Annotated in this window: 15 protein-coding genes; 4 read left to right on the forward strand and 11 right to left on the reverse strand. The window is 65.5% G+C overall.

What is annotated here, in order from left to right; translation table 11 throughout:
• Positions 1-33 precede the first annotated feature (33 nt).
• From pdxR to AB4099_RS12090, 3 genes are all read left to right on the forward strand, one after another.
• Positions 34-1,596, forward strand: coding sequence for a MocR-like pyridoxine biosynthesis transcription factor PdxR (gene pdxR, locus AB4099_RS12080; RefSeq protein ID WP_441478267.1), 1,563 nt, complete (start codon positions 34-36; stop codon positions 1,594-1,596).
• A gap of 184 nt (positions 1,597-1,780) precedes the next feature.
• Positions 1,781-2,575, forward strand: a complete 795-nt coding sequence (locus AB4099_RS12085) for a 2-keto-4-pentenoate hydratase (protein ID WP_441478268.1) — start codon at positions 1,781-1,783, stop codon at positions 2,573-2,575.
• A gap of 91 nt (positions 2,576-2,666) precedes the next feature.
• Positions 2,667-3,638: an aminoglycoside phosphotransferase family protein gene (locus AB4099_RS12090; RefSeq protein WP_441478269.1), complete on the forward strand. Its 972-nt coding sequence runs from the start codon at positions 2,667-2,669 to the stop codon at positions 3,636-3,638.
• 30 nt (positions 3,639-3,668) lie between these two features.
• On the opposite strand, the gene hpaR is transcribed toward AB4099_RS12090, so the two are convergent.
• The 9 genes from hpaR to AB4099_RS12135 form a co-directional block, all read right to left on the reverse strand.
• Positions 3,669-4,208: a homoprotocatechuate degradation operon regulator HpaR gene (gene hpaR / locus AB4099_RS12095; protein WP_113516481.1), complete on the reverse strand. Its 540-nt coding sequence runs from the start codon at positions 4,206-4,208 to the stop codon at positions 3,669-3,671.
• Positions 4,209-4,381: 173 nt separating this feature from the next.
• Positions 4,382-4,795, reverse strand: coding sequence for a 5-carboxymethyl-2-hydroxymuconate Delta-isomerase (locus AB4099_RS12100; protein ID WP_113516395.1), 414 nt, complete (start codon positions 4,793-4,795; stop codon positions 4,382-4,384).
• A 20-nt stretch (positions 4,796-4,815) separates the two neighbouring features.
• Complete coding sequence (locus tag AB4099_RS12105; protein ID WP_441478270.1) at positions 4,816-5,976, reverse strand: pyridoxal-phosphate-dependent aminotransferase family protein; 1,161 nt, start codon at positions 5,974-5,976, stop codon at positions 4,816-4,818.
• A gap of 47 nt (positions 5,977-6,023) precedes the next feature.
• On the reverse strand, positions 6,024-6,761 hold the full coding sequence (locus AB4099_RS12110) for an amino acid ABC transporter ATP-binding protein (protein WP_441478271.1): 738 nt from the start codon (positions 6,759-6,761) through the stop codon (positions 6,024-6,026).
• Between the two features lie 20 nt (positions 6,762-6,781).
• Complete coding sequence (locus tag AB4099_RS12115) at positions 6,782-7,894, reverse strand: amino acid ABC transporter permease (RefSeq protein WP_441478272.1); 1,113 nt, start codon at positions 7,892-7,894, stop codon at positions 6,782-6,784.
• Entirely contained in the window at positions 7,891-9,075 is a 1,185-nt protein-coding gene (locus AB4099_RS12120; protein WP_441478273.1) for an amino acid ABC transporter permease, read from the reverse strand. Before AB4099_RS12120 ends, AB4099_RS12115 begins: the two co-directional genes overlap by 4 nt.
• Positions 9,076-9,143: 68 nt before the next feature.
• Positions 9,144-10,181, reverse strand: a complete 1,038-nt coding sequence (locus AB4099_RS12125) for an amino acid ABC transporter substrate-binding protein (RefSeq protein WP_113516399.1) — start codon at positions 10,179-10,181, stop codon at positions 9,144-9,146.
• Positions 10,182-10,560: 379 nt separating this feature from the next.
• The gene (hpaH, locus tag AB4099_RS12130) at positions 10,561-11,364 is read right to left on the reverse strand and encodes a 2-oxo-hept-4-ene-1,7-dioate hydratase (RefSeq protein WP_441478274.1); all 804 of its coding nucleotides are present in this window, start codon (positions 11,362-11,364) and stop codon (positions 10,561-10,563) included.
• Between the two features lie 3 nt (positions 11,365-11,367).
• A complete protein-coding gene (locus AB4099_RS12135) occupies positions 11,368-12,237 on the reverse strand; it encodes a fumarylacetoacetate hydrolase family protein (RefSeq protein WP_113516401.1) in 870 nt (289 codons plus the stop codon).
• 509 nt (positions 12,238-12,746) lie between these two features.
• On the opposite strand from AB4099_RS12135, the gene AB4099_RS12140 reads away from it, so the two are divergent.
• Positions 12,747-13,289 carry a GNAT family N-acetyltransferase gene (locus tag AB4099_RS12140; RefSeq protein ID WP_113516402.1) on the forward strand — a complete coding sequence of 181 codons (543 nt, stop codon included), beginning with the start codon at positions 12,747-12,749 and terminating at the stop codon, positions 13,287-13,289.
• A gap of 216 nt (positions 13,290-13,505) precedes the next feature.
• On the opposite strand, the gene AB4099_RS12145 is transcribed toward AB4099_RS12140, so the two are convergent.
• Together AB4099_RS12145 and AB4099_RS12150 are read right to left on the reverse strand one after the other, a co-directional pair.
• On the reverse strand, positions 13,506-14,684 hold the full coding sequence (locus AB4099_RS12145) for a mandelate racemase/muconate lactonizing enzyme family protein (RefSeq protein ID WP_441478275.1): 1,179 nt from the start codon (positions 14,682-14,684) through the stop codon (positions 13,506-13,508).
• An 11-nt stretch (positions 14,685-14,695) separates the two neighbouring features.
• A complete protein-coding gene (locus tag AB4099_RS12150) occupies positions 14,696-16,183 on the reverse strand; it encodes a M81 family metallopeptidase (protein ID WP_441478276.1) in 1,488 nt (495 codons plus the stop codon).
• Between the last annotated feature and the right edge of the window lie 37 nt (positions 16,184-16,220).

Consider the following 16,220-nt stretch of genomic DNA (forward strand, 5'->3'; position numbering starts at 1 on the left):
GACCAATTGCGAGGAGGCGCTTGACCCTGCCGCATGCGGGCGGCTCAATTCGATCCGGTGAAGGGTGAGGTGGCGACGCGCACGCTTTCGGCCTCGCGAAGGGTGCAGCAGGACATGAATTCGGCCTTCAACTATCCCTTCTGGAATGCCATCGCGCTGGAACGGGACGGGCCGGAACCGCTCTACGACCAGATTGCGGGACAGCTGCGCGCGATGGTCGTGGCTGGCGCAATCCCCCGCGGCGCACGCCTACCGCCGCAGCGAAAACTCTCGGACGAGCTCGATGTCTCCCGCTCGACGATCGTGCTCGCCTATGCGCGCCTGAAGAACGAGGGCTATGCGCATGGCCGCACCGGCGCGGGCACCTATATCGAGACCGACCTGCCGGAGGATCTGCACCGCCGCCTGGACGCCCCAACCCCGGCCGGGCCGCCGCGGCTGCCGCGCATCCTGGCCCGGCGCGGCAGCGCACTGATGGGCCTGCCGCTCCCGAGCGAACGTGAACTCGGCTACGATCTCAGCCCCCTGCTCCCGGCGCTCGACGAATTGCCGTTCAGCGACATCAGGCGCAGCACCGCCGAATACTGGGGTTCGGAGCCCTGGCCCCAGTTCAGCTTCAGCGAGCGCCTCGGCCTGCCGGCCCTGCGCCAGCAGATCGCGAAATATCTCGGCGAATACGAGGGCGTGCCCTGCGCGGCCGAGCAGATTGCCGTCGTCGCCAGCACGACGCAGGCCTTCATCCTTCTCGCGCAGCTTCTGCTCGACCCCGGCGACGGCGTCATCGTCGAGGATCCCGGCTATCCCACCCGCGTTGCGGCGCTTGTGGCGAATGGTGCCCGCGTCCTGCCGCATCCGGTGGATCATGACGGGCTCTGCGTCGATCGATTCAGCGCGGAGACTGAGACCGCCCGGATGGTGATCGCCTCGCCGACCAATCAGTTTCCCTATGGCTCGACGATGCCGATGGCACGCCGGCTTTCGCTGCTGGCCTGGGCCCGCGCCAGAGATGCCTGGGTGATCGAATATGATTACAGCAGCCCGATCGGCATCAACCGCCAGCCCCTGGCTTCCCTGCTGTCGCTCGATACCGATCAGCGCGTCATCTTCATCGGCAACATCAACCGGATCTTCTCCCCGTCGCTTGGCCTGACCTATCTGGTCCTGCCCCCCGATCTGGTCGAGCTGTTCTACCGGGCCAAGCTGGTCTTCTCCTGCTATCTGCCGCCGCCGCTGCAGCAGATGGTGGCCGATATCATGGGCCGGGGCGTGCTGGCCCGGCATGTCAGGCGGATGCGGCTTCTGTATCGCGAGCGGGCCGCCATCCTCGTCGGAGCCCTGCGCGAGACGCTTGGCGATCGGCTGGTCATTCCCGAGGTGACGGCGGGGCTGCATCTGACCGCGCATGCGCGCGGCCCGCTTGACGATCGCGCGATCACCGATGCGGCCCGGCAGCGCGGCATCGATGTGCCGGCCCTCTCCCGCTACCGGCTGCAGAGCCAGGATGCGACGGGCTTCATCTTCGGCTTCGGCAATACCGCGCCCGAGCGCATATCACCGGCGGTGCGGCGCTTTGCCGAGATCGTGGCTGCGGCCTAGAGCATGCTGCGAAAAAGTGGCAACGGTTTTTCGCACCAAGCATGCTCTAAGCTATTAGAGTCGATCACGTTTTCTGCGTTTGGACGAATTCGTCCAAACGCAGCGTGATCTAGCAGGGCCGTGGCGAAGAACTGGGAATCTGACGCCGGGGCTCGAAGAACCACCGGCCTGGGGGGAGAACGAGATGATCGATGAGAATGGATTGGCGCAGCGCTTGATGCGCGAGCACGAGGAACAGGTGCGCTTCCGCCCCTTCGCCGCGGCGAACGGCATCGCTTCGCTGGACGACGCCTACAGGGTGCAGGATCGCTATGTCTCGCTGCTGCAGACCCGCTTCGGCGAAGGCATCGGCTACAAGATCGGCCTGACCTCGCAGCGCATGCAGAGGATGTGCGGCATCGACCAGCCGATCGCCGGGGTCGTCCTCGCCGACCGGCTGCACCACTCCGGCGCGAAGGTCGCAATCTCCGGCTATGGGCGGATCGGTCTCGAATTCGAGATCGCCGTGCGCCTGGCAAACGATCTTCCCGTCGGCAGTCCCGCTTTCACGCCCGAAACGATCGCGGCCCATGTCGGCGGCGTCTCAGCCGCAATCGAGATCGTCGATGACCGCGCCGCCGACTATGCCGAGCTCGACGTGCTCTCGCTCGTCGCCGACAATTCCTGGAACGGCGGCATCGTCCTCTCCGAGTTCCGCAGTGCATGGCCCGCGCTGGATGCGGTCAGCGGCGTGGTTCACCGCAATGGCGTCGAGATCGACCGCGGCCACGGACGGGACGTGCTCGGCCACCCCTTCTCGCCGCTGGCCTGGCTTGCCAACGCGCTCGCAGCGAAGGGCCGGAGCCTGCGTGCCGGCGATGTCGTCATGACCGGCAGCCTGGTCACCACCCGCTTCCCGACCGAGACGGAAACCTACAGTTTCGAACTGGAAGGCATCGGAGCCGTCGAACTCACCGTCGAAGCCGGCAAGCCCGGCTGAAACAGGTTTGCTCCCGCCCCCCTCTCCTTGCAGGCATTTGTACCGTCGCGGCGGACTGGAAAGCCCCTGGTGCAGACGGTAAGCAAGAGCCATGGCGCAGCAGGACCATAAGCTCTGTATCCCCATCGATGCGGGACTTGTTCGACGATTGATCGCCGCGCAATTCCCCGCATGGGCTGACCTCCCCATTGAGCCGATCGAGCCGGGCGGCTGGGACAATCGGACCTTTCGCCTGGGTGATGAGATGTCGGTTCGCCTGCCGAGTGGGGCTGCCTATGCGCCTCAGGTCGAGAAGGAGCACCGCTGGTTGCCAAAGCTGGCGCCTCACCTGCCATTGCCGATCCCCGTGCCGCTTGCCCTGGGCGCACCGGCGGAGGCCTATCCGTGGTCGTGGTCCGTCTATCGCTGGCTTGGCGGCGAGCCAGCCGCGACCAACCGGATTGCCGATCTGCCCCAGTTCGCCCATGCGCTTGCCGGCTTTCTCGTCGCCCTTCAGCGCATCGACGCCACTGGCGGGCCGGTGGCAGGGCAGCATAATTTTCATCGCGGCGGCAGCCTGGCGGTCTACGATGCCGAGACCCGGGCCGCGCTTTCAGCGCTTGGGTGCACCCGCGATATCGCTGCGGCTGAGAGCGTCTGGGCAACCGCACTCAGTTCGCAGTGGCGCGGCCCGCCTGTCTGGGTCCATGGCGATATCGCCCTTGGCAACCTGCTCATCAGGAACGGCACGCTCGCTGCCGTGATCGATTTCGGGAGCTCTGCCGTCGGCGACCCGGCCTGCGACCTCGCGATTGCGTGGACGGAGTTCTCCGGAGCGAGCCGCGACATGTTCCGCGCCGCGCTTTCTCTCGACGACGACACCTGGGCCCGCGCCCGAGGCTGGGCCCTGTGGAAAGCGCTGATCACGGTTGCCGGCCATAATCGGAACCAACGCGATGCGGGGAAATCATGGCAGGTGATCGAGCGCGTATTGGCGGACCACCGACAGTTCAACGGCAAAGGGACGAACCCCTCAAACGAGCGTCCCCGTCGGCCGCATTCCGGTCCGCCGCTCGGAGGCTGACGCCGCTGCGGGGATCGGGAGTCCCCGGCCTTATCCCGGTCGGCGGGTTGCGCCGTGGGATCCGCCGCTGTCCAGGCCGTCCAGGCAATCTTCGAGCTGCCGAAGCAGGCTTTGCAATTCGGCAAGACGCTCGCTGCCGTAACGTCCCGTGATCTCGCGATAGATCGCCTCGGACTCGACGCCGGCCCGCTCGATCAACTCAAGACCCAGCGGCGAAATCGAGACGAGCCCACGGCGCAGATCGGCCTGCGAGGTACGGCGCAGGATGAGCCCGCGCTCGTCGAGGTCCTTCAGGATGCGCGAAAGACTGGGGGGCAGCAGGAACGTGTCCTCCGCTAGCGCCGTGACCTCGATCGTGTTCACGGCCGTCAGGGCGCGCAGAACGCGCCACTGTTGCTCCGTCATGCCGAAATGCCGAAGGCTGGCACGGAAATGGCGCATCACCGCTTCCCGTGCCCGCAGAAGGGACATCGGCAGGGATTTCGAGAAATGGCGCAGGCGCACGCGCGCTGCCGGCTGCCCGGTCTCGGCAGGCAGGTCCAGGCCCTCGGCGGGCGTCGCGTCGCTCATCAATCCTCCCACTGCCAGGAATGGCCCGGTCAACCCCATCGGCAGACCGGCCTAGATCACGCTGCGTTTGGACGAAATCGTCCAAACGCAGCGTGATCGACTCTCATAGTTTGGAGCATGCTTGGTGCGAGAAACCGTTGCCACTTTTTCGCAGCATGCTCTCGTCGCCTGTTTCAGGCCGAGATCTTCTCTGGAATACCGCGCTGCTTCAAATACTCGCGGTAATTGCTCGTCTTGAAATTGACCGTCTCGTCGGCCTCTTCCATCTGCACGGAAATGCCGAGGGGCCGCGATGCGCTGACCGGGGCGAGCAGCGCTTTGACCGCCTCGAACACCCGGCTGCCCGCCGTCTTCCGGTCGGCCTCGGAGCGCCCGGCAGCGATCCGCAGCAGCACATGCACGAAGGCATTGTCGGGGTGACCGTCCACGATGAGATGGTTCGCGACGGGCACGCCGCGGGTGCGTGCCCCGGCGAAGGGGAAGATGCTACCGTCGCCGATCAGGGCATCCTGCACGGTCTTCAGCAGCACGGGCACGTCGACGCTGGCTTCGAGATTGGTCGAATACTCGACCCAGATATGAGGCATGGGGACGATCCGTTGCTGGATTAGCGGAGGGCGGCAGCGGCGGCAGTGATGCCGGCACCGACTGAGGGGACGGGGTGACCGAGCGCAACAAGCGTGCGTTCGAGATAATGCAGGTCGGTCAGGATGTCGGCTTCGCTGATCTGGCCCATCGTGCCGATGCGGATGACCTTGCCGCTCAGCCTGTTGCGCGCGCCGGCGATCATCGTGTTGTAGGTCTCGTTGAGATGCTTGACGATCGCCCCGCCCGTCAGGGGCTCGGGCACCGACGCGACGACAACGGTCTGGGAGGCCACGGCAGGATCGCCGAAAGCCGGCAGACCGAGCGCGACGCAGCCGGCGCGGAGCGCGCTCGACAGCCGCGCGTGCCGCGCGAAGACCTCCGGCAGTCCCTCCTCGTGAATCATCTTCAGCGCCTCGTGCAGGCCGAAGAGCAGCGAGACCGGACAGGTGAAGGCGGTCTCCTGGTTGTCGACGACGGCGAGCGCCTTGCGCATGTCCCAGTAGAAGCGCGGGCAGCGATCGGCCCGCTCGATGACCTTGCGGGCCTTGTCGCTGACGCTGGCGAGACCGAGGCCGGGCGGGCACATCAACGCCTTCTGCGAGCCGGTGACGACGATGTCGACGCCCCACTCGTCCTGCCGCAGTTCCATGCCGCCGAGCCCGCTGATCGAGTCGACCAGGAACAGCGTCTCGCGCTCGCGCAGGAGCGCGCCGATGCCGGCAAGATCGGTCACCGCGCCGGTCGAGCTCTCGTTATGGACTGCGATCACGGCACGATAATCGGCTTTGTCGAGCTCGGCTGCGACCCGCGCCGGGGTCGGCGCATGCCCCCATTCACTCTCGATCACGTCGACCTCTGCACCAAGCGCCCGCGCGATCTGCGCATAGCGCTCGCTGAACTGGCCGTGGACCAGAGCCAGCACTTTCTCGCCGGGAGCGAGAATATTGACGAGGCTCGCCTCCATCACGCCGGTTCCGGAGCTGCCGAAGACCAGGACCGGCGCCTGCGTGCCGAAGAGCGGCTTGATCAGGCTCTGGATCTCGCCCAGCACGACGCGCATCTGAGCGCCGCGATGGTTGACGATCGGCAGCGCGGTGGCACTGCGCACGCGCTCGGGGATCGAGATCGGCCCGGGAATGCGGAGGCGATAGGGATAGGCGGCAGAAGGCGTCGTGCTCACGGGATCAGGCTCCGGACTGGAATGATGGCTGCGGCTGGGCCGGCCGGTTAGTGAATGACCTGCTGGATGAACTGGCGGGCGCGCTCGGTTCGCGGCGCGGAGAAGAAGGCGTCCGGCGTCCCGACCTCGGCGATAGCGCCGTTGTCCATGAAGACGACGCGATCGGCGACGGCGCGCGCGAAACCCATTTCATGGGTGACGCAGATCATCGTCATGCCGGTGCCGGCGAGCTCGATCATCACATCCAGAACCTCCTTGACCATCTCGGGGTCGAGCGCCGAGGTCGGCTCGTCGAAGAGCATGACGTCCGGCTCCATGGCGAGCGCCCTGGCGATGGCGACGCGCTGCTGCTGGCCGCCCGAGAGCTGGTTCGGGAACTTGCGGGCCTGATGGCCGATATGGACGCGTTCGAGCAGCTCCATGGCCTGGGCCTCTGCCGCCGCGCGTGGCAGGCGCCTGAGCTTGATCGGGCCGAGCGTCAGGTTGTCGAGGATCGACAGATGCGGGAACAGGTTGAACGACTGGAAGACCATGCCGACGCGCTGCCGGATCTTCTCGATATTGTCGTCGCCCTGAGACACGAGCTCGCCGCCGACGGTGATCCTGCCGCCTTCATAGTGTTCGAGGCCATTGATGCAGCGGATCATCGTCGACTTGCCCGAGCCCGACGGGCCGCAGACCACGATGCGTTCGCCCTGCTTCACCGCAAAATCGATGCCGCGCAGGACATGGAACTGCGAGAACCATTTATCGACGTTCTCGAGCCGGATGATGGGATTTTCCATGATTGCGATATCCGATGCGATCAGGCCCGGTCGGCCCGTGCGAAGCCGCCCTCGATGGCGCGGCTGTAGCAGGACAGCCCGAAGCTCATGAGCCAGAAGACCAGCCCGACGACGAAGTAACCCTCGGCCTGCGAGCCGACCCAGAGCGGGTCCGCAACGCCGGCGGAGACGATGTTGAGCAGGTCGAACAGTCCGACGACCATCACGAGCGTCGTGTTCTTGAGCAGCGAGATGGTGGTATTGACGATGCCGGGCACGACCTTCCGGATCGCCTGGGGCAGGATGATGTAGAGCATCGTGCGCCAGTAGCCGAAGCCGAGCGCCATGGCCGCCTCGTACTGCCCCTTGGGCAGCGCCTGCAGGCCCCCGCGCACCACCTCGGCCATGTAGGCGGCCTCGTAGAAGATGATGCCGACCACGGCGAGCGCGAGCGGATCGGGCTTCATGCCCGAAGGCAGGAAGAAGGGCAGCATCACGATGGCCATGAACAGCACCGTGATGAAGGGAACGCCGCGGCAGAATTCGATGAAGCCGATGCAGAGCCAGCGGACCAGCGGCATCCGGCTGCGCCGCCCGAGCGCGAAGAGCGCGCCGAAGGGCAAAGAGAAGCTGATGCCCGAGACGGCAAGGATCAGCGTGAGCAGGAGCCCGCCCCATTTGTCGCTGGGCACCACTGGCAAGCCGGCGACCCCGCCATGCAGCAGGACGAAGGTGACGACCGGCAGGACCACCATCATGAACAGGCCGGCATAGCCCTTGCCGGGAATGCGGGGCACCATCAGCCAGGTCAGGCCGGCGATCAGCAGGGCAAAGACGGTATCCGGGCGCCAGCGTTCCGCCGGCGGATAGAAGCCGTAGATCAACTGCGAGGCCTTGGCGGCAACGAAGCCCCAGCAGGCACCGCCCGGCGCGCAATCGGCCCGGCTCGCAGCGCTCCAGGTCGCCTTGAACAGCGCCCAGGGCAGGATGGTCCAGGCGATCGCCCCGAGGATGAGGACGACCACGAGCGACAGCAACGCGTCGCGCCAGGAGGCGAAGATGCGCCGGCGAAGCCAGAGCGCGATCCGGGCAGGCGCGCTGGCCATGGCGGTCGGGCGGCGCGGTGTATCGGAGATGAGGGCGGCTTCGGTCACCGTTCGACGATCCTGGTCATGTGGTTGAACAGGTTGATCAGCGCGCCGATCAGCAGGCTGATCGCGAGATAGACGGCCATGGTCATGCCGACGATCTCGATGGCGCGGCCGGTCTGGTTGATGCTGATGCCGGTGAAGACGCCGACCAGGTCGGGATAGCCGATCGCAACCGCGAGCGAGGAGCCCTTGAGGATGTTGAGATACTGGTTCGACAGGGGCGGCAGCAGGACGCGCACCGCCTGCGGGATCACGATGAGGCGCAGCGTCCACCACCAGCCGAAGCCAAGCGCAGCCGCTGCTTCGCGCTGGCCCTTGCTCACGGCCTCGATGCTGGCGCGCACCAGCTCGCCGATGAAGGCGGCATTGTAGATCGCCATGGCGAAGACGAGTGCCGTCAGCTCCGGCACCAGGGCCCAGCCACCGATGAAGTTGAATCCTTTCAGCTGCGGCAGGGAAACCGAGACCTGCGTGCCTGTCAGCACAACAGCGAGGACCGGCAGGAGCACGAGGACGGCCAGCGACGGCAGCCAGGCGTTCACCGCGCGCCCCGTGCGCTCGGCATAGGAGGTCAGGCTGCGGAACAGGGCGAGCGCGGCAATAACAGCGATGAGGATGGCGATGACCAGGAGTCCCGGGCGATCGCTCGTCAGTGCCGGCAGGAAAACGCCGCGGTTCGAGAGATAGACCATGTCGCCGATACCGACGGCGACACGCGGGGCCGGCAAGGCGCGGAGCGCGACATTGTACCAGATCAGGATATGCAGCAGCTGCGGCAGGTTGCGGACGATCTCGACATAGATGCGCGCGGCGCGCGACACGGCCCAGTTGCCCGAGAGCTGCGCAATGCCGATCGTGAAGCCCAGGATCGTCGAGAACACGATGGCAACCGCCGTCACCAGCAGCGTGTTGGTGATGCCGACCAGGAAGACCCGCCAGTAATTGTCGCTCGACGTATAGGGGACCAGGTGGAACGCGATCTCGAAGCCCGCTTCCTGCCAGAGGAAGTCGAAGCCGAGCTTGAGCCCGCGGGCCGCGAGATTGTCGTAGAGGTTTCCGATGGCGACATGGGCCACCCAGGCCAGCGCGACCACGAGCAGCGCCTGGAAGACCCAGCCCATGACGCGGCGGCGTCCCGGCAACGCAATACGCTGAGATGATCGGACGGCAGGAATGGTGGTCATTATCCGGCTAGCCTGCTTGTGGACGGGGGATCGAGGCCGGCGGCTGGCGCCGGCCTCGTGCCTTTCGCTCAGCGGAGCAGCGGCGACGACATCAGGCCCTTGTTGTTCCAAAGGTTGTTGAGGCCGCGCTCAAGCTTGATCGGGCTCTTGTTACCGAGATTGCGCTCGAACATCTCGCCGTAATTGCCGACGGCCTTGATCGCGTTGAGCGCCCAGTCATTGCCCAGCCCGAGCTTGACGCCGAAATCACCGGTCACGCCGAGCAGACGCTGGACCTCCGGCGAGGTCGAGCTCGCCTTCAGCTTCTCGACATTGGCCTGGGTGATCTCCAGCTCCTCGGCGGCGATGAGCGCGTTGAGCGTCCAGCCGACGATATCGCGGAAGCGGCTGTCGTCCTTGCGCACGACGGGACCGATCGGCTCCATCGAGATCAGTTCGGGCAGGACGACCCAGTCATCCGGCTTTCCGAGCTTCGACACGGCTCCGGCCAGGGCGCTCAGAACATTCGCATAGACGTCGCAGCGCCCGGTCTCGAGGTTCTTCTCGTTCTGGTCGCGCGAATTGGCGGCGACCGGGGTGAATTTCAGGCCGTTCTTGCGGAAATAATCGGCGAGGTTCAGCTCGTAATTGGAGCCGGCGGAGACGCAGATCGAGGCGCCATCCAATTCCTTGGCGCTTTTGACGCCAAGCGACTTCTTCGCCAGGAAGCCCTGGCTGTCATAGAGATAGGCGCCGGGCCAGGCGACGTTCAGCTCGATATCGCGGACAAAGGTGTGCGTGGCGGTGCGCGCCAGCAGATCGATGCCGCCGGACTGGAGCGTCGCGAAAGCCGTCTTGATCTCGAGCGGCACGAACTTGATCTTCTCGGCATCGCCGAGCACGGCGGCGGCGACGGCACGGCAGAAATCGACCTCGAAACCGTTCCATTTCGCGGCGCTGTCGAGCGTGCTCATGCCGGTCTGCACGCCGCTGGACACGCCGCAATTGAGCAGCCCGCGTGCCTTGATCGACTTCTGCGTGTCGCCATTCTCGGCAGAAGCCACCGTCACGGCAGCCAGCACGCAGCCTGCAGCCAAGGTCCATTTGTTACGCAGATATCCGAGCATTCCAATTCTCCCAGCAATTCCTACGGAGCGGTCATCGCGATCAGGGCCACTCCGCAAACCCGGCCCCGATGTCACATAACAAGTTAATTATCAAGTTAATCATATCGAGTCGACTGATCGGAGAACCCGCATCACCGACTCGATTTCATCTTTCATGCCAGCGACTTGAGGGAGGTTCAGCGCAGCTTCCGCGATGACGGGAACTGCATGGGGAGCCGACCGCTCCCCTGCCGAACGCATGCGGCACAGCGCACCCTTCGATATTCCACCGCTAGAACCGAAGGCGGCAACCCAGTGCCGGCGCGACACCGCGCCGCGGCAGGCCCTGGCCGGCGTCGCCTGCCCTGCCTCGATGCCAGCCGGCTGCCGCCGGGGGCGCCTATTCGAAGAAGCAGCTGACGCTGCCGAGAGGGCCGTAATCGCCGGTGATGGTGTCGCCGTGCCGTGCTTCCACCGGGCGGATGAAGGAGCCCGCCAGGACGATCTGGCCGGCCTCGATATGGTCGCCATAGGCGGCGAGCCGGTTCGCAAGCCAGGCGACGCCTCGGGCAGGATGGTTCAGCACGCCGGCTCCGAGACCGGTCTCCTCGACCTGGCCGTTGCGCGAGACGATCGCGCCGACCCAGCGCAGATCGACCTGATCCGGCCGCATGGCGCGGCCGCCGACGACGATGCCGGCATTCGCGGCATTATCGGCGATCGTGTCGACGATGGTACGGGCCTTCCCGCTCTGCGGGTCGACGCGCAGAATGCGGGTGTCGAGGATCTCGAGCGCCGGAGTGATGTAGTCAGTGGCGTTGAGCACGTCGAAGATCCCGATATTGGGGCCCTTCAACGGCGCCTTCATCACGAACGCGATCTCGGCCTCGATCCGCGGCTGGATGAAGCGGTCCTTCGGCACGCTGTCGCCATCGGCGAACATCATGTCGTCGAACAGCACACCGGAATCCGGGATGTCGATATTCAGCGCGTATTGCATCGCCTTCGAGGTCAGGCCGATCTTCCAGCCAATCACCTTTCGGCCAGCGGCGATCTTGTGCTTCACCCAGGCTCCCTGGATGGAATAGGCGTCGTCCATCGTCATCTGGGGGTGCCGGAGCGACATCAGTCCGGTCTGGCGGCGCGTCCGTTCGGCCTCGTCGAGGCTCAACGCCGCAGCGGCGATTTCATTGGCGGTCAGCATCGGTCAGGCCTCGTCGGCGATGGTGTTGCGGAGCAGGCCGATCCCCTCGGCCTCGACCTCGACGACGTCACCGGGCTTCAGCCAGACCGGCGGCTCCAGGCGAGCCCCTGCCCCGGTCGGGGTGCCGGTGACGAGGATGTCGCCCGGCACGAGCGTGGTAAAGGTCGAGATGTAGCTGATGATCCGGCGGAAGGAGAAGACCATCCGACTGGTCCGGTCCTCCTGGCGCAGCTCGCCGTTGACGCGGGTCGTCAGCGCGATATCGGCGATCTGGGCCTCATCGCTGAAGGGAACCAGCCATGGCCCGATCGAGCCCGAGCGGTCGAAATTCTTGCCCTGCGTGACGTTGAACTTGGCGTGCCGAACCCAATCCCGGATGGTGCCTTCATTGCAAAGCGACAGGGCCGCAACGTGATTCAGCGCGTCACGTTCGGCAATCCGGCGCCCCGCCTTGCCGATGACAATGACGATCTCGCCCTCATAATCGAGCTGCATGCTTTCAGGCGGGCGGATCAGCGGCTGGTCATGACCGGTGAAGGAGCGGGGAAAGCGCGGGAACAGGGAGGGATTGGCCGGAGCGGCCTGGCCATCCTTGTATTCGGCGTTGCGGTCGGGAAAATTGACGCCGACGCAGATGATCTTTTCGGGCGCGGCAATCGGAAGCTCATAACGGATCGCCTGGAACGGCAGATCCGGAGAAAGCCCGGCCGCCGCCTCGACGAGCCGCGCGAAGGCGCCCTCAGCAACCACTTCCTTCAGGCTCGGCCACTGCCCCGAGAAGCGGCTGGAGAGGTCAATGACGCCCCCTTCCACGGCCAGGCCGTATCCGGCGCGGTTTTCAGCGGAGAAGCTGACGAATCTGGGGGCAAGCATGAATCCGGTCCTTCTGTCGCCTCGTGCCTTTGGCCGAGATCGACGTCTTCGAGAGTTGATTGCCAGGGGGATGGCGACGCGGCGGGCTGGCTTCAGCAACGGCGCAGGACCACACCGCCAGGCAGGATGCGGGGGTTTATGGTCGCGACGCGCGCCGTGGAGCGATGTGCGGGAGGCTGCCGGCGGGCGAGGCCTGCGAGGGAATAGGAACGATTGCCACCATCGGAGCCCAGGAGCGTGGAGAGATCATTGATTATCATGTTAATTAGATAAGCATGACGGATCAAGAGGCGATCTGGCCTTGTCCCCCTCCCTCCGCCCTGCCCCACACGAGGTTGCAGCGATCAGGTCGGCATTACGTGGGGCCGGCCCCGGAAATCGGCCTCTTTCCCACATGGGGGCGTCGGCGGGGCGGTGGGCAGTGCCCATCGTCGCCCCATTGCGGCCAATCGCGGCTGGCTTATCCTCAAGCCCTAGTCGTGCCCACAATCATCAGCTGGCGGTCGAACATGGCTCGCATCCCTCCGCATCATTTGACAACGGATCGCCTGGTTCTGCGCCCAACGAGCGCAGCGGATGCTAATCGCGCCTTTGAAATACAGTCGGACTGGGAGGTGACGCGCATGTTGCGAATGGCGTCCTTTCCGCCCGATCGAGCAGACATCGCGCTCTGGTTCGCCGACCATCCGCGCGAATGGGCAGCAGGCGAAGCGTATCGTTTTGCAGTCGAGTTCCAGGGCAGAGCCATCGGAGTCATCGACGTCGACGAGATATCTCAAGGCGAGGGCGAACTTGGCTATTGGTTCGAGCAGGCCAGTTGGGGGCGAGGCTATGCATCGGAAGCGGCGCAAGCCGTCGTGAATTTCGCATTTCGAACAGTTGGCCTGTCACAGCTCCTCTCCGGACATGCCGTCGACAACGCAGCGTCCGGGCAGGTGCTTCTCAAACTCGGCTTTCGCCCGTTGGACATCGTTCAGCGAACCTCCCGCTCAAGAGGCGAGACAATCCTGCAGCGCCGCTACGTCCTGCCCGCCTCCGTGGCGCCTGAGTGAGCGAAGGACCGCTCTCTGCCCATCTTGGCTGCCGGGGCTCTGCACTGCCCCGGTCAGCCTTGCTCCGATACGCTGCCGTTGAAAACGAGAACACTGGACGACAGCCATAGGGTCGGGAAATCCCATGACTGCCTCGATGCGGACCGGGCGCCACGGACCTGCGCGAGACCGGCCACACGGCAGAGGGGGAACTGCCCGATTGTTCCCCACACCGCCTCAGATCTGCGGCGTCGCGTAGAGCACTTTGCCGTTCACCTTGATCTCGACATCCTGCAGGTACTGGCGGATGCCGTCCTCGTCGATCTCCAGGCCCAATCCGGGCGCGTCGGGCACGCTGATATCGCCGTTCCCGTCCCTTTCCAGGTGGTTGCGGGTGAAGGCGAGCGCAACGGGTTTCGGCATGGCCGGATATTCGCAGATGACGTGGTCCTTCAGGCCGGCATAGGGCTGGATCGAGGCCGAGAGCGCCAGATGCGAGGTGAAGCTGTGATTGACGAAGGTCACGCCCTTGGCGACCGCGTAATCCGCCACCTCCTTGGAGGGGCCGACGCCGCCGATCCGGCCGCAATCGATCTGGATATAGCCGACGCCGCCATGATCGATCAGTTGCTTCGCCATATGGACGTTATGCGCGCCCTCCCCGCCCGCCAGGCGCACGGTCGAACTGCGCTTCGCCAGGGCCGCATAGGCGTCGACGGCGCTCGCCTGGAACGGTTCCTCGAACCAGAGCGCGCCTGCCTTCTCCAGCGCGGGCAGCCGTGCGGCGGCGCGCTCGACATCCTCAATGAAGATCTGGCCGGTATCGACGAGCAGGATGCCGTCCGAGCCAAGCCCTTCGCGCGCGGCGACGAAGTGCTCGGCATCCGCGGCAACGCTGCCCCGCCCGATCGGCCCCCAGCCGAACTTGGCGGCGCGGAAGTTGCGCGCCCTCGCATCGCGGGCGCGCGCCAGCGTCTCCTGCGGGGTTTCGCCGAACAGCACCGAGGCATAAGGCGTCTTGGCATGGCTGCGCTCATAGCCGAGCAGGCGCCAGACCGGCTCGCCGCGCAGCTTGCCGAGCACATCCCACAACGCCATTTCGACACCGGAAAGGGTATGGGGCGCCTGCAGCAGGTCCATGGAGTTATAGGCGACGTCGGCCGAGATCTGCGCGATATCGGCCGGGCTTTCGAGCGGCTTGCCGAGCACGGAATCGGCGACGGGGCGGCAGACGCCATGCGACATCGGGCAGATGAAGGCTGCGATCGAGGGCAGCGGGGCTGCCTCGCATTCGCCCCATCCGATCTGCCCGCCGGCAGCCACCCGCACCAGCAGGGCGTCCTGGCTGCCATCGGCCTCGTCCGTCACCACGGGCATGGACAGGTAGAAGAAATCGACTGCATCGATCGTCGGCACGGGTTTGTCCTTCACAGCGTGTAGATGACGGGGTTCGGCGCGAAGGCCGCATCGGCCTCGAGCGGATACATCGGCCGGGCGCAAATGGTGTGCCCGAGACTCTTGAGATTGGCCGAGGTCGCGCCGGGCGCATCGATGTTGAAATTATGCTCGCACCATTGCTCGAACATGTGGTGCTCGGTATGGGGCGACTTAACCACGACCAGGTTGAAATCCTGCGGGTTCAGGCCATTGGCGTAATACATCGCCCGGTCGAACAGGCTGACCGAATGGGTCATGACCACGATCGTGAACGGGCCGAAGGTCAGCACCGCGGTCGGACCGGCCGCAAGCGGCGCCTTCATGGTTTCGAGCAGCGCCTCGCCATCCGAGAGCAGCTTGACCTTGGCTTCGACCTGCATCGGCGTGAAGCGGGCCGGGTCGATGCTGCCGCCGAGCGCGACTTTGATCGTCGCGCCGACGCCGGCCTTGTGCGCGGCTGCAGCCGCAGCGGCATCGACCAGCGGGGCCAGAACCCTGCCGCCATAACCGGCAGCATGCAAAGCCGCGAAGATGGCGTTGCTGTCGCCGGACGCGCCCGAGGAGGTGGCGTCGGCCGCGTCGGTGAAGATCAGCGGCCCGGCCATCGTCAGGGACTGGGCGATGGCGCGCTCGAGCCCGATGAGCTTGCCCTGCATCCGGAAGCGCTGCGGCCAGAATTCCTCGGCGAGGCGCAGCGCTTCGCGTTCGGCCGTGGCTTGGTCGCCATCGGTCAGGACGAGGACCTGCGAGCACAGCTCCGGCACATCGGTGAAGGGGTTGCCGATCATGATGCCGGCAGCCAACGCCCGGCCCTCCTCCTCGAGGCGACGGCAGTCGCGCAGGAGATCGCCATAGCAACCGGTCTTGGTGATGAGTTCGTCGCCCCGGACCAGTGTCGGCATGACGACGCGTGCGGCGACCGGACGAATTCCACCTTCCATCAGGCGCAGCAGCAAGGCGGCGGCGCGGCGTCCGGTATCGGCGAAATCGACATGCGGATAGGTCCAATAGATCGCGAACCCATTGACCTGCCGCAGCATGCGATCGGTCAGGATGCCATGCAGGTCGAGCGAGATGACGATCGGCATGTCCGGCCCGACGCGCTTGCGCAGCGCCTCGAGCAGGTAGCCCTCAGGATCGAGCTCGCCCTCGGCCGCCATTGCGCCGTGCAGGCAGACATAGATGCCGTCGATCCCGTCGAGGCGCGCGAAGACGGCGTCGAGGAATTCCTGTGACAGGCGCTTCCAGCCGTCGGCGGAGAGCAGACCGGCGCTGCCGGCCCGCGCGCTGATCGTCGGCACCACACTGATATCACCGCGCCCTTCGAACACGGCGAGCGCGCCACCGATCTCCTGGTTGGTGCCGCGCTGCTCATAGAGGGTGTCACCCCGCCTGATGTGGAAATTGCCGTAGCCCGACGGAAGCGGATTGAACGACGAGATCTCCTGCTTGCATTCGGCGATGAGGATGCGTTTCACGTCTGGTCTCCGGTTTATCGCTCGGGCGCGGCTCTCC

The sequence above is a fragment of the Allobosea sp. 2KB_26 genome, assembly GCF_052115715.1.
GTDB lineage: Bacteria > Pseudomonadota > Alphaproteobacteria > Rhizobiales > Beijerinckiaceae > Allobosea.

Coding starts and splice junctions, on each gene's coding strand:
- AB4099_RS12100 (WP_113516395.1), bottom strand. CDS start 4,795: ATGCCTCATATCTGGGTCGAGTATTCGACCAATCTCGAAGCCAGCGTC.
- AB4099_RS12125 (WP_113516399.1), bottom strand. CDS start 10,181: ATGCTCGGATATCTGCGTAACAAATGGACCTTGGCTGCAGGCTGCGTG.
- pdxR (WP_441478267.1), top strand. CDS start 34: ATGCGGGCGGCTCAATTCGATCCGGTGAAGGGTGAGGTGGCGACGCGC.
- AB4099_RS12085 (WP_441478268.1), top strand. CDS start 1,781: ATGATCGATGAGAATGGATTGGCGCAGCGCTTGATGCGCGAGCACGAG.
- hpaH (WP_441478274.1), bottom strand. CDS start 11,364: ATGCTGACCGCCAATGAAATCGCCGCTGCGGCGTTGAGCCTCGACGAG.
- AB4099_RS12120 (WP_441478273.1), bottom strand. CDS start 9,075: ATGACCACCATTCCTGCCGTCCGATCATCTCAGCGTATTGCGTTGCCG.
- AB4099_RS12110 (WP_441478271.1), bottom strand. CDS start 6,761: ATGGAAAATCCCATCATCCGGCTCGAGAACGTCGATAAATGGTTCTCG.
- hpaR (WP_113516481.1), bottom strand. CDS start 4,208: ATGAGCGACGCGACGCCCGCCGAGGGCCTGGACCTGCCTGCCGAGACC.
- AB4099_RS12135 (WP_113516401.1), bottom strand. CDS start 12,237: ATGCTTGCCCCCAGATTCGTCAGCTTCTCCGCTGAAAACCGCGCCGGA.
- AB4099_RS12140 (WP_113516402.1), top strand. CDS start 12,747: ATGGCTCGCATCCCTCCGCATCATTTGACAACGGATCGCCTGGTTCTG.
- AB4099_RS12090 (WP_441478269.1), top strand. CDS start 2,667: ATGGCGCAGCAGGACCATAAGCTCTGTATCCCCATCGATGCGGGACTT.